This window comes from Kiloniella majae, assembly GCF_002118315.1.
Classification (GTDB): Bacteria; Pseudomonadota; Alphaproteobacteria; order Kiloniellales; family Kiloniellaceae; genus Kiloniella; species Kiloniella majae.
The window spans coordinates 19,719-31,822 of record NZ_MTSZ01000003.1; the positions used below are offsets into that span (position 1 = coordinate 19,719).

The following is a 12,104-nucleotide window of genomic DNA, read 5'->3' on the forward strand; positions in this document are numbered from 1 at the left end:
ACAAAATCTGAAGATTAATATCTCACGAAGATTGCGGAAGCCTTTTACGATAGATGCCCATCCCAATCAAACAGCCCGTGATAATGATGATCGCGCCGAGCGCAGTGTACCAGCTCAAGTGTTCGCCAAAGAGCAGAAAGCCTAACAGAGCAGAGAACAAGATCGAGCTATAGGTTAAAGGTGTCAGCAGAATCACATCTGCTTTTCTGAAGGCAAACAGATTAAGCGCTTGTCCGAGAATGGCAATTGGTCCCATAAGAAGAACGGGCCACCAGCTATCCAAACCTTGCCATTGTCCCCATATGAGGGACGGGGTCAACAACAAGAGACTTGCAAGGCCGTTTACGTACAACAGAGTTACGGGGATAGCTTCGCGTTCACTGACAAATTTTATAACGATTATCTCAACGGCCATACAACATGCGGCAAGTAATGCAATAAGAGCCGCAGAGCTAAAGAAGGAACTTTGCCCTCCTTCCGCGCTTTGAGAGGCAACAAGGCTTGCTCCGAAAATCGTGATGATGATCGACGCCCAATGGCGGGGAAGAACCCGTTCACCTAATATTATCCCTGCAAGAACAAGGACGATGGCCCCATTGGAGAAGCTGATAGTTATGACATCAGCAAGGGGGATTTGTGAGGCGGCAATGACGACACAGGCAACAGAGCCAATGCCTGCAATTGATCGTCCGATGTGTAAAAGGCCGAAACTACTTTTGAGACTGTTTCCTTTGTAGTGCCACCGCCATACCGTCGGCAGCAGAAAGATTAATCCCCCTGTATAGCGGATAAAAACGATCTGGAACCATTGCAGGTCTGTGGCGGCGCCTTTGGGAAGAGCAAACATGGCTGAGAAAAGAAAGGCAGCAAACAGCACGGCCAACATCGCCTGAAAGTTTGTTTTATTCTGGTTTGCGTGCGCGAACATTTGTCTTTCCTATAGTTCTTCGGCCTATAGTTCTTTGGCCTTAGCTCGTGTGATTTCTCGTATTTCTATAAATAGATCTATTCATATATGTATGATATAAAAATTATTGTAATTATGATGTTCATTATTGAATAGGTGTGTAATGCTTAAATCCCCTTATGATTGGGATGATATAAGGGTCTTTCTTTCTGTTTATGAAATGAGGTCCTTTTCTGCTGCGGCAAGAGAATTGGGCATTAGCCAACCTACTGTAGGGCGCAGAATAAAATCATTGGAAGATGGATTGAAGAATCGTCTGTTCGAGCGATTGTCCGAAGGTCTATCCCCTACCGAAGCCGGTGTGATGTTGGCGTCAAAAGCCTTTCCCATGGCTGAGGCCGCTGAAACATTAAATCGCCAAAGCACACTTTTGGCGGCTGATTCTGTTGGCACCGTCAGAGTTTCGATGAATGAACAGGCCGGGATGTTACTGTCGAAGCATGTCCATCACATTAGAAAAACACTGCCCGGGATCGAACTGGAACTAATCACGACGCACGTGGAGGCGAGTCTTTCAAGGCGCGAAGCGGATTTGCTCATTCGTTTTTGCAAACCCAAGCAAGGCAATCTCTATACGCAGAAGTTAACAGAGATGCCCTTTGCTGTCTTTGCCTCCAGGGCAAGTGACGTTGCTCCTCTGCCCCAAGAGGAAGATTTGGGGGCATGGCTTTGGCAAAAAGATTTACCATGGGTCGGATGGGATGAAGAACATGCCTATCAACCCGATGCAACATGGATGCGGTCAACGCTTAAAATGGTGACGCCTGTTATTCGGATTAATCATGCGATGATGATGCAAACAATGCTGAGGGAAAATCTAGGTGTTGGATTGTTACCTTCCGCGGCTGGTGATCATGACATTCAACTGAAAAGATTAACGCCAGATATTCCGGGGTTGGTTTCAAACCTTTACCTGATCGTGCATGGTGATTTGCGCTTTGTTCCCGCCATTAGATCGGTCATGAATGAGCTTCTGAAAATCTTTAAGACCGCACACGTTATAAACTAGTGGAATAAATCATTCTTGAAGTCGTTTGGTGACAGGAATTCATAAATAGGTCACATGCCTTTCATCCTGTTGATATTTTTCTGACGTATCTATCCCCGTGATATGAAACACGATCATATAGATCCAGAAATATAAAACCGGACACACAAATCCTATCATCCTTAAACAGATAGTTGTTCACAAAGGCTTTGAATAATGGCGCAAAAACCAGTTCATATACTTTTTCTAAGTACGGCTAATTCCGCTAGAAGTTTAATTGCAGAGACGCTTCTGAGGGATTTTGGGGGCGGGCGTGTTCGATCTTTTAGCGCGGGAACGCAGCCTGATGGACAAATGTTGCCAATGGTCGATCAGTTTCTTGAAGCCAAAGGATATGACACTGCAGGTCTTTTCTCAAAGACACATAAACTTTTTATGGAAGATGGGGCCCCGGATATTGATCTTGTTATTAGCATTAGCGCGCCGGATGAAAATCAACCTGTTCTAGGTCCGTTGGGTGCTTTGAGAGTACACTGGCAAATGCCGAGTATTCACGCGCTGAAAGCATCTTCGGATCAAAAAAACTTTATTAGAACTATTTATAAGCAGTTGGAAGATTCTATCTGTCAGGCATTACAGCCGTCATGGGATGGTTTGTCCGTACGCGATGTCCAACGCCTTTTTGAACAGGTTGGGCCGGTCACTCAGAATAGTGATAAGTCCTATGACGCGATTGTTCCTGAGCGCTACTTTGGGGATTTTGCGGGTACAGAATTGGCCTTGGCTTAATATTAGTTCCTATTAAATCATAACGGTCAGTCCTCTGTCAGAAAGCCCTTGTATAACCACGATATATTTTCGTTGTTTAATGAGGGACTCATGCTTAGGCACCGCTCTATATTTTTTTATATGTCTTCATCTGTAGCTAGAGGCACAGGTGTTAAGGCAATCAATGTTATTCAAACCAAGCTGACAAAGTTTGTACTGTTCACGTCTGTTGTGTTTTTGAGCCTTGCCTCGCCGACCAAAGCTGATGATCAAGCTGGAGCAGGTAGTACAAAACTAGATAACTTCGTGGATGCAGCACTAAGTGACTGGGATTTTACTATTGGTGCGGGGGCCGGGTTTGGACCTGATTATGAAGGTTCAGACGATTATGGTGTCGGGGCAATGCCCGTTCTTGAAGCATCCTGGCGAGACGACACGTTTTTTGTCTCGGTTGATCGTGGCATTGGTGCAACTTTACTGCGTTCAGAGCATTTTAGCGGTGGCGTTTCCTTGAATTACGATTGGGGCCGGGATGAAGGTGATAACTCTGCTCTTAGAGGGTTAGGAGATGTTGAAGCCGGGCTTGAGGGGACTGCGTTTGCTGAAATTGATCTGGGAACGTATGCGTTCGAGTTAGATATTACGCAGGATCTAAGCGGTGAAGACAAAGGTCTTTTGGCTAATTTTAGTGCCGAATATCGTCATAGCTTTTTTGATGAGCGTCTTTGGATCTCAGCGGGGCCATCTGTTAGCTGGGCATCAGAAGATTATATGCAATCCTATTTTGGCGTGAACAATAAGCAAGCTTCCAGAAGTAGATATAGCCAACACGATACCGATGCGGGCTTCAAGGATGTCGGATTAAATTTGGGTGCCATGTATAGCTTTGATGAGAACTGGGCCATGATCGGGTCCGTGGGCTATGCGCGTTTGTTGGGTGATGCAGCCGATAGTCCTTTCGTTGAAAGTGAGAACCAGTTCTCTGGTGGCCTTGCGATTACCTATAATTTCTAACGCACTTATTTTGGAACAGGATTTTCGATCCGCCAACTGTCCCGGAAGTTTTTTGATTAGAGCTTCCGGGAACTTTTTTGAAACAAAAGTTATGTCCTAAAATTCTTGTGCTATACTTTAAAGACAGCAGAACACAAGGAGGATGATAAATGCTATTTTCCGGTGATTTCAGGGGCGCAGTTTATCAAAGTGATAGCGGTTCTGGCTCAGGGCAAACAGGGGGATCTTCTGGGGGAACTTCCGGCGGGGCGGTTAAGGATATTCTAGCCGATAAAGGTGGCGAAATTCATACAATCACGACAGGTCACACTGTTCAGGAGGTCATCGACACCCTGAATTCTTTTAAAATTGGTGCTTTAGTCGTTGCGGATGATGATAAGCGTCCAATTGGTATTGTATCCGAGCGTGATGTTGTAGTTGGAATCGGGCAAAAAGGAAAAGAACTTTTTGCGGATAAGGTTGATACAATTATGACAGCCAATCCTGTGTGCTGTGCACCGGATGCGCGTGTACACGAGGTAATGCAAAAAATGACCGATGGCCGTTTTCGCCACATGCCTGTTGTCTCTGATGGCAAGTTATGCGGTATGATTTCTATCGGCGATGTGGTGCGTAAACGCCTTCTAGAGCTAGAGTATGAAAATGAACAGATGATGGCTTATATGTCGGGCTAAATCTGTTATGATAAACATCTGGTTGGGTTTTATAAATAAGCGGTGGACTCTATAGCTGAGCCCACCGCTTTGTTGCTTTATTGCCTGCTGTTTTTGCAAGGCTGATTTTCAGGATATGGTCCTTTAATCAGGTGTGTTTACTGTGGCATGTCTTGGGTATGAACCCAAATCAATCCACCTTCTTCGACCTGTGCTTCTGACCCATCCGGTGCTGGTAATGTTTTGCCGTTATCAACTAAAGCAGCAAAACCCCACCACCCTGCTTTTGGCATTGCGTAGTTAAAGACACCGTTTTTGTCGGCACGAACAACCTGGGTAATAAAAGGTGTCGCAGGAACATCAACCTTTCCTTCACCCCGATACTCGATTTCTATGAGCGCGTGGGGTTCCGGTTGTCCGTTATTGAGGACCTGACCGGAAAAAAGATTATTGGTCCACAGGCCATAGGGTCTGCTCAGGGGAATAATTTCAACAGGTAATCCGACAGGATCTTCCCATCCATTTTCCAGACCATGGGCATTCACAACAACTTTTGTGTAGTGGATAATCATCGCCTGTTCTTCAGGTTCCCAATAAGGTTTGGGAACGAGGTAAAAACTGTAATCTCCGGCACGTTTTATTTTGTGGTCTGCCTTATAGGACGTGGCATTCGCAGGATTGAGTTTTCCCTCTAATTTTGTGGCTTGAAGAGATTTGGTTAAGTCGTATTTTTTGCCAGCGATTTGAACGCCAAATAAATCAGGACGTTCCATCTCCATAAGTGGTGCTCCCTCCATAGGATGCGTAAAACGTATATCAAATGAAAAGTCATTTTCAGCACTCTTGGTTATCAGGGGAGAAGAGGGAATTAACTCGATGAAATGAGCGATGGCCTTCTGAGAGAAAAGTGTTGTTAAGGAAATAGTTAAGAGAAGAACTCGCGAGAGTCTTTTTTCTTTAGATCGTATAAACATGGTACGCGCCTTGTCTAAAAAAGTTATGACAATGACAGTGCACATTTAGGTACTGATTTTTAAATCAGCATAAACGCGCCTTGCCAGTATCGACAGGCACGTCACTCGACGGAAAACCGCCCCAATGAACACCCCGTTCATCAGACAGGTGACGTTAAATCGGCAGGTCTCCTGGCTTACAACATAAGAGCATTGTCCCTTCCCGATATGAACATCTAGAGATTTGAATGCCTCTAAAAAATACCAGTGGTTATAACAAGCTTTAAGCTGTTTACAGTTGCGGGGGCAGCCACGGTTCAAGATCCCCTGATGGGTAAATCTCTCCGTGTTCCCTATTATCTTCGGATCAAATTTTCATCCGAAGAACCGATTCCGGCGCAGTGTGTCTTTTTCGTACAGGCAGATCAATTTAATTGTGCCTCGATAGACAGGATTAAATTTTACCACCGGTCATTTTACTGTCTGCAAGAAGAGATCTTGTTTGGATAGAAGCCAGATCACGCGCCCAGCTATCCGGTGCATCGGGAAACAGGCTATAGAATCCGATGTAGCCTGTGTAATCGATGACAGCGTAATTACGGGCCGCGTCCTCAGACAGATCAGAAGCTTTTTGATACATATCGGCCAGAATGTTAATGCGCATTTCATCGACTTTAGAGACGACGTCTCTGACTTGATTATCGGCCTGTGCCCACGAACGTATAGCGAGATCTACGGCAAGATCTTTTTCAAAGGCGAGGTTGAAGAGCATTTCATATTTGGCCTCGGGATCTTCGACGCTATTAATTTCTTCAAAGATGTCTTTCGTGAAATCCTTTTCCCAAAAGGCAAGTAACTCTTGTTTGAAGGCCGCAAAATTTTTGAAGTGGTGATAAAAGCTGCCTTTGGTTAACTGAAGTTTCTGACATAACCGGGGAATATTAAGTGTCTGAAAGCCTTCTTTGGACAAAATTTCCATGGCGGCATTAAGCCAGCTTTGACCGCTGGGGATCGTTTTTGACATGGCTTGTGAAGAAGTCATTACTTGTACTCGCATCGAAGTCATTTAAAGGCATACTCATAAGTATGCCGATTGGGGGGAGATGCCAAGTGAATTACCAAGTTAAATTCTTTATTAAGCCCCAAATCGATGATTGGATTCTGCCTGATCTTTTGAAATCTTGGGCTTGCAGGATTTTCTTTCTCCGCATAAACTCGCTGCATGCATGGTTCCCCATGGATGAAGTCGTCCGGGGATTAAAAGGGAACACGGAGAGATTTACCCATCAGGGGATCTTGAACCGTGGCTGCCCCCGCAACTGTAAACGGTGAGTTCTTACCAATTATGACCACTGGTATGGCCGAAAAGGTTTGGTACCGGGAAGGTTTGGTGATTGAGCAACGATCCGTGAGCCAGGAGACCTGCCGGCATAATGTCACTAAACCAAAGGGCGGGGAGTACCATTGGTGACGGACATCCGTTTGTGGCGTGCCTTTGAGCCGAGCTGCTGGAATAAGTGTAATCAGTAATACCTGTTTATGCTTTGACGAGATGTCTTACGTATCTCTCGCAATCCAATCAGCTTAATTTAGGAACGTTGTCTTCAGTGTGTACATTGAAGATAGGGGATAGTTAGAACGTGATGAAAAAAGTTCTTTTTTGTGGGGTTGTTGCCGCTGGATTGGCAACATTTATTTCTGGGGCGCAGGCACATTTCCAGTTGATCTTTACGCCTGAAACAATGCTTGAAAAAGGTGGGGAATTAACGCTGAAGATGCCGTTCACACACCCGGCAGAATCTGGCCATGTGATGGAAATGGGTACACCAGAAGAGTTTTATGTTATTCGCAAGGGGAAAAAGAAAGATCTGATGGATAGCTTGAATGTTATCGAATGGACCAGCAGCGAAAATACAGGCAAGGCCTACGAAGCCTCTGTGAAATTACGCGGTCTTGGTGATAACGTTTTTGTTCTGAAGCCAACGCCATTTTATGAGGCAAGCGAAGATATTTTTATCCAGCAAATTACAAAGTCTTATGTAAATGTCGGTGATCTGCCAACTGATTGGGCAGAACCTCAGGGGTTAAAAACAGAAATTCGTCCTCTGACAAAGCCTTATAATGTTATTTCCGGGGGAACTTTTTCCGGGGTGGTGTTGTCCGAGGGAAAACCTGTTCCTTTTGCCGAGATCGAAATTGAATATCTCAACTATCCGGCGGATCCGGAAAACAATCGCTTTGAAAGCGAAGGCAAGATTTCTTCACCTGTTCATGCAATTTTAGCGGATGCATCCGGCACTTTCACCTTTGGTATTCCCGAAGAAGGGTTTTGGGGCTTTGCAGCTCTTGGTGTGGGGCCGGATAAAGAGCATGAAGGCAAAGAGCTTTCACAGGATGCAGTTATCTGGGTTCAGGCCAGAGATATTGATTAGGGATAAGTAACGATGCACATCGTTGATGGTGCCTTATCAAATCCAGTTCTCATCGGTGGCGGTGTTATTGCCGCTGCCGGTGTGGCCTATAGCCTGAAAAAGCTGGAACCGGAAGATTTACCCCGCGTTGGGGTCCTATCTGCTGTTTTTTTCGTGGTTTCCTTGATTCATGTGCCGCTTGGATTTTCTTCTGTTCATCTTATCTTAAACGGGCTGTTAGGTATTATTCTGGGATGGGCGGCTTTTCCTGCACTCGTCGTTGCCTTGCTGCTGCAGGCCGTTTTCTTTGGCTTTGGCGGATTGACCGTATTGGGCGTGAATGCTGTGAATATCGCTTTTCCCGCCGTAATGGTCTTCTTTATCTGTCGGTGGGGGATTACCGCTCAACAACAGAACCTAGCCAAGCTTGTGGCTGATGTGCTGTTTGCTATTTTCTTTATTCTGTCTATTTGGGCGGGTGTTTCTCTTTATGAAGCCTACCAAACCGAAGGGGCAACATGGCGTGTTTCTGTCAATAGTATCTCCTTGGCACTTTTTGCTCTGGTGATGATTTATGGTTATATCCTGTATCGCCGGAAAACCTTGTCTGTTGCCGGGTTTTGGGGGTTTTTGGGTGGATCTTTATCGATCTTCTTTACCGCTGTTATGGTTGCGATTTCGCTGGCTCTGTCCGGAGATGAATTTGCCAAGGCGGCGGAATTTGTCATTGTGGCGCACTTCCCGGTTATGGCGGTGGAAGGCATTTTGACAGCTGCGACTATTCAATTAATTACAAAAGTTAAACCGGAGCTGATCAATGCTGTGCGGTAAATTAAGATTTGCAGCATGTATGCTTGCATCATTTCTTTTGCTTGGCCTTTATTCCAATGCATGGGCACACAAAGTTATTTCTGCGGCTTATCCAGATGGAAATCTGATTGAAGGTGAAATCGGGTTCTCCAATGGGGATATGGCGAAAAACCTTCTTGTCGAAGTCTTTGACCCTGAAGATAACAAGCTGGGTGAAACGACAACGGATGAAGAAGGTTTCTTTGTCTTCACAGCTACAAAAAAGGTTGATCATATTTTTCGCGCAAATTTAAGTGCGGGGCATATTGCGACGCTCACAGTAACTGCAGACGAGCTGCCTGATAATCTCGAAGGTGGTGGTGTTGCTGAGACCTCATCGAGCCAAGAAGCTGTATCTTCTGAAGAAGATGCAGCCGTTCCGTCGAATTTATCTGATACAAATGCTCAACTCGTGGTGATTAATCAGGTTGCGTTAGAGCAGCTCGTTTCAAAAACCTCAAAAGAAGTTCGGTCTTTACGAAAAGAGCTGGCGCAATATAAAGAAGAACGTCGCATGCAGGATATCCTGGGGGGCATAGGCTATATCCTTGGGATCTTTGGTATAGCATCTTTCCTTCTCGGTCGCTTCAAGACAACTAAGGGCGCGTAACATGACACAGGTTTTGGGCGAAGTTTCGCAATCCTGGACTGTTAAGAATGATCAGAGCAGATCTGAAGCATTTTTGAAGAGTCTGGACCCACGCGTTCGCCTTGTTTCCTGTGTATCCTTTGCGTTTCTTATTTCAGCAATGCACGATTTGGGTGCCCTTACCCTTGCACTTGGTATCGGGTTGGGGCTTTCTCTATCATCACGCTTGCCGCTATGGACAACAATCCGCAAGGTTATTGTTGTCGACTCATTCATTGTTGTTTTGATGCTGACACTCCCCTTTACGATGCCAGGGGAAACCCTTTTCTCTGTCTGGGGATGGGATGCCAGCAAAGAAGGCCTCTATCGCGCAGCAGAGGTTGGGCTCAAAGCCAATGCGATCTTGTTTTCCCTGATGGGATTAGTTGGCATTATGGAACCATCTGTCCTGGGGCATGCACTCTATCGCCTTAAAGTGCCAGCAAAGCTGGTACATCTTTTCCTTTTTACGGTGCGTTACATCGATGTGTTCTACAAAGAATACAAAACGATGCGTATGGCGATGAAAGCCCGTGGCTTTGTTCCCCGGACGAATATCCATACACTCAGATCCATTGGATATTTGATCGGTATGATGTTGGTCCGAAGCCTTGAGAGATCGGATCGTATTATGGAAGCAATGAAATGTCGGGGCTTCGACGGACGGTTCCATATTCTTAATAATATGAAGATAGAAACACGCGACCGTATTTTTGCCGGTTGTGCGGCGGCGGTTATTTTGAGCCTGATGGCTGTGGAGTATTTTTGATGGCGTCGCTAATTTCGCTACGTGGTCTGCATTTTTCCTATGCAAGTGGATTGGATGTCCTCAAGGGAGTGGATTTTGAACTCAATGCAGGGGATCGTGTGGCCTTAACAGGTAGTAATGGCGCTGGTAAGAGCACCCTCCTTCGCTTGATAAATGGTTTGGAAACTCCCAATAGTGGTGAAATTCATGCTTTTGGTGCGGTAAGGCGACAAGAAAAAGATTTCCGTGATGTCCGGGTGCGTGCCGGACTGGTTTTCCAAGATCCCGATGATCAGCTTTTCTGCCCAACGGTTGCCGAAGATCTTGCCTTTGGTCCCTTGAATTTGGGGAAATCATCCGAAGAAGTCGGCGAGATCGTTGGGCGCACACTGGAACTTTTGAGGCTGGAACATCTGGCGGATAGAATTACGCACAAGCTGTCTGGTGGTCAAAAGCGTCTTGTTGCCCTAGCAACTGTTATGGCCTTGGAGCCTGAAGTTCTTTTGCTAGATGAGCCGACAAATGATTTGGATAGGGATACGAAACAGCATTTGATCTCGCTTCTGACAGAGCTTCCACAAGCCATGATCATTGTGTCGCACAACCATCATTTCCTGAACAGGGTTGCGACCCGGCAGGTTGAACTTTCAGATGGTGTTCTTATGGAACAGGCGGCCTGATTATCTCGGTTTACCAATTACTGCCATAATTATACCTACTCCTTGTCATTATTGATTGCTATCTTCTGGTAGGCAGTAAAAGTCGTGTGAAAAATAGTCTTATTTTAATGCGGCTTGATCTTATCAGTTGATATCTTGTAGTGCTGGATTTTTGGGTAATAAAAAAATCGTTAGTGACGCAAGGTTATAATTAACTTTTAACTAGTTATGTCGTAGGATAAGAAAAGCTTCCCAGCGACTAATCTGTTATAAGAGAAAGGCAGTCGGTTGTTTTCGACGTCCTCAGAGTACCGTTCCTTTTTAAAGAACTTTCAAAAATTCGTTTTTGTCGCTTTCACTTTATGTTTATCCATCTTCTCGAGTATAAGTTTTGCTCAAGATACACCTGTATTTCGAATAGGAACCGGGGCCACCATTGGAAATTATTTTCCATTGGGAGGTATTATTGCCAGTTCTATTAGCAAACCTGTTGGATCCCGAGCATGTGAAAAAGGCGGTAGCTGTGGTGTTGATGGCCTTTTGTCCGTCAGTGTCTCGACACAGGGATCTGTCTCTAATGTCATTGGTATCTCGAATGGCACGCTTGAAGGGGGTTTTGCACAAGCTGATGTCGTCTTCTGGGCACTTCGGGGCGAACATGTTTTTCGGACACGCGGGGCGATTGGCAACCTGCGAAGTGTTGCTAATCTTTACCCGGAAGCAATGCATCTTGTTGTTGGTATCAACAGTGGTATTCGTACGCTCGAAGATCTTGCTGAGAAAAAGATCTCTATCGGACCAGCTGGGTCCGGTACAAATGCTGCGGCTCAGTTGTTGCTGGAAACCCGGGGTGTCAGAGTTCCGAAGGACAATATGTTCACCTTGTCTGATAGCGAATCATACGAAGCAATAACAAGCGGTGAAATTGACGCTTTCTTTATTATTGCGGGTACACCAGCCCGGTTGGTGACGGTTCTGACTGAACGACACAAGGCAAGGCTTCTCTCCCTCAGTAAAACAGATGTAGAAATTTTGGAAGAAATCTATCCTTTCTTTTCCGGTGGGACGATTGGCGTGGGAACCTATAAGAATACATCTGATACTTTGGCATTGATGGTTCCGGCGCAGTTTTTGGTGCGTGAGGATTTGGATGCAGATTTGATTTATGGGATAACCAAAGCATTATGGCATGAATCAACCGCTGCAAACCTTGCTAAAGGCCATTCGCTGGGACGTTTCATTACCAAAGAAACTGCATTGGATGGATTGATCCTGCCTTTGCATCCGGGGGCAAAAAGATTTTATCAAGAAATAGGTATGATCCCGGAAGAGGAAGAAACCTTTGAAGATGAAATTTTAGATGAAGAGTCGGAGGGGGCTGTCGAAGATAATCAGGCAGTGGATATCAACGGTACATCAACAGGTAATGAGCTAGTCGATAATGAAGAGGCCGTTGACGAATAACT

General features: G+C 45.4%; 13 protein-coding genes and 2 riboswitches. Of the genes, 10 read left to right on the forward strand and 3 right to left on the reverse strand.

The genetic code is table 11. The features are described from left to right. Positions 1-22: 22 nt before the first annotated feature. Entirely contained in the window at positions 23-928 is a 906-nt protein-coding gene (locus tag BKB51_RS09605; protein WP_085900895.1) for a DMT family transporter, read from the reverse strand. Positions 929-1,070: 142 nt separating this feature from the next. Here BKB51_RS09605 and BKB51_RS09610 point away from each other — a divergent pair, with 142 nt between their 5' ends. From BKB51_RS09610 to BKB51_RS09625, 4 genes are all read left to right on the forward strand, one after another. Then, positions 1,071-1,976 (forward strand): LysR family transcriptional regulator, encoded by a 906-nt coding sequence (locus BKB51_RS09610; RefSeq protein ID WP_085900896.1) that lies wholly within the window; start codon positions 1,071-1,073, stop codon positions 1,974-1,976. Positions 1,977-2,171: 195 nt separating this feature from the next. Further along, on the forward strand, positions 2,172-2,744 hold the full coding sequence (locus BKB51_RS09615; protein WP_085900897.1) for an arsenate reductase/protein-tyrosine-phosphatase family protein: 573 nt from the start codon (positions 2,172-2,174) through the stop codon (positions 2,742-2,744). Between the two features lie 90 nt (positions 2,745-2,834). Then, positions 2,835-3,737: a MipA/OmpV family protein gene (locus tag BKB51_RS09620; protein WP_085900898.1), complete on the forward strand. Its 903-nt coding sequence runs from the start codon at positions 2,835-2,837 to the stop codon at positions 3,735-3,737. 149 nt (positions 3,738-3,886) lie between these two features. Then, positions 3,887-4,411, forward strand: coding sequence for a CBS domain-containing protein (locus tag BKB51_RS09625; RefSeq protein WP_085900899.1), 525 nt, complete (start codon positions 3,887-3,889; stop codon positions 4,409-4,411). Positions 4,412-4,548: 137 nt separating this feature from the next. On the opposite strand, the gene BKB51_RS09630 is transcribed toward BKB51_RS09625, so the two are convergent. Further along, positions 4,549-5,364: a DUF4198 domain-containing protein gene (locus tag BKB51_RS09630; protein ID WP_085900900.1), complete on the reverse strand. Its 816-nt coding sequence runs from the start codon at positions 5,362-5,364 to the stop codon at positions 4,549-4,551. Positions 5,365-5,508: 144 nt separating this feature from the next. Beyond that, positions 5,509-5,750: riboswitch (cobalamin riboswitch) on the reverse strand. A gap of 47 nt (positions 5,751-5,797) precedes the next feature. Further along, the gene (locus BKB51_RS09635; RefSeq protein ID WP_158090192.1) at positions 5,798-6,385 is read right to left on the reverse strand and encodes a TetR/AcrR family transcriptional regulator; all 588 of its coding nucleotides are present in this window, start codon (positions 6,383-6,385) and stop codon (positions 5,798-5,800) included. Positions 6,386-6,552: 167 nt separating this feature from the next. Next, positions 6,553-6,787: riboswitch (cobalamin riboswitch) on the forward strand. Positions 6,788-6,986: 199 nt separating this feature from the next. Here BKB51_RS09635 and BKB51_RS09640 point away from each other — a divergent pair. From BKB51_RS09640 to BKB51_RS09665, 6 genes are all read left to right on the forward strand, one after another. Beyond that, positions 6,987-7,775: a DUF4198 domain-containing protein gene (locus BKB51_RS09640; protein ID WP_085900902.1), complete on the forward strand. Its 789-nt coding sequence runs from the start codon at positions 6,987-6,989 to the stop codon at positions 7,773-7,775. A 12-nt stretch (positions 7,776-7,787) separates the two neighbouring features. Further along, positions 7,788-8,585: a cobalt transporter CbiM gene (cbiM, locus tag BKB51_RS09645; RefSeq protein ID WP_085900903.1), complete on the forward strand. Its 798-nt coding sequence runs from the start codon at positions 7,788-7,790 to the stop codon at positions 8,583-8,585. Between the two features lie 19 nt (positions 8,586-8,604). Further along, a complete protein-coding gene (locus BKB51_RS09650) occupies positions 8,605-9,213 on the forward strand; it encodes a transthyretin-like family protein (RefSeq protein ID WP_085901456.1) in 609 nt (202 codons plus the stop codon). Position 9,214: 1 nt separating this feature from the next. Next, positions 9,215-10,000, forward strand: a complete 786-nt coding sequence (gene cbiQ / locus BKB51_RS09655; protein WP_085900904.1) for a cobalt ECF transporter T component CbiQ — start codon at positions 9,215-9,217, stop codon at positions 9,998-10,000. Next, entirely contained in the window at positions 10,000-10,659 is a 660-nt protein-coding gene (locus tag BKB51_RS09660; protein ID WP_179187826.1) for an energy-coupling factor ABC transporter ATP-binding protein, read from the forward strand. The genes cbiQ and BKB51_RS09660 overlap by 1 nt, the downstream gene beginning before the upstream one ends. 267 nt (positions 10,660-10,926) lie before the next feature. Then, positions 10,927-12,102 carry a TAXI family TRAP transporter solute-binding subunit gene (locus BKB51_RS09665; RefSeq protein WP_085900906.1) on the forward strand — a complete coding sequence of 392 codons (1,176 nt, stop codon included), beginning with the start codon at positions 10,927-10,929 and terminating at the stop codon, positions 12,100-12,102. Positions 12,103-12,104: the final 2 nt, after the last annotated feature.

Excerpts from the sequence above, each read along its gene's own strand:
- BKB51_RS09660 (WP_179187826.1), top strand. The coding sequence starts at position 10,000 with ATGGCGTCGCTAATTTCGCTACGTGGTCTGCATTTTTCCTATGCAAGT.
- BKB51_RS09615 (WP_085900897.1), top strand. The coding sequence starts at position 2,172 with ATGGCGCAAAAACCAGTTCATATACTTTTTCTAAGTACGGCTAATTCC.
- BKB51_RS09630 (WP_085900900.1), bottom strand. The coding sequence starts at position 5,364 with ATGTTTATACGATCTAAAGAAAAAAGACTCTCGCGAGTTCTTCTCTTA.
- BKB51_RS09640 (WP_085900902.1), top strand. The coding sequence starts at position 6,987 with ATGAAAAAAGTTCTTTTTTGTGGGGTTGTTGCCGCTGGATTGGCAACA.
- BKB51_RS09635 (WP_158090192.1), bottom strand. The coding sequence starts at position 6,385 with ATGACTTCTTCACAAGCCATGTCAAAAACGATCCCCAGCGGTCAAAGC.
- BKB51_RS09650 (WP_085901456.1), top strand. The coding sequence starts at position 8,605 with ATGCTTGCATCATTTCTTTTGCTTGGCCTTTATTCCAATGCATGGGCA.
- BKB51_RS09610 (WP_085900896.1), top strand. The coding sequence starts at position 1,071 with ATGCTTAAATCCCCTTATGATTGGGATGATATAAGGGTCTTTCTTTCT.
- BKB51_RS09605 (WP_085900895.1), bottom strand. The coding sequence starts at position 928 with ATGTTCGCGCACGCAAACCAGAATAAAACAAACTTTCAGGCGATGTTG.
- cbiQ (WP_085900904.1), top strand. The coding sequence starts at position 9,215 with ATGACACAGGTTTTGGGCGAAGTTTCGCAATCCTGGACTGTTAAGAAT.
- cbiM (WP_085900903.1), top strand. The coding sequence starts at position 7,788 with ATGCACATCGTTGATGGTGCCTTATCAAATCCAGTTCTCATCGGTGGC.
- BKB51_RS09620 (WP_085900898.1), top strand. The coding sequence starts at position 2,835 with ATGCTTAGGCACCGCTCTATATTTTTTTATATGTCTTCATCTGTAGCT.
- BKB51_RS09625 (WP_085900899.1), top strand. The coding sequence starts at position 3,887 with ATGCTATTTTCCGGTGATTTCAGGGGCGCAGTTTATCAAAGTGATAGC.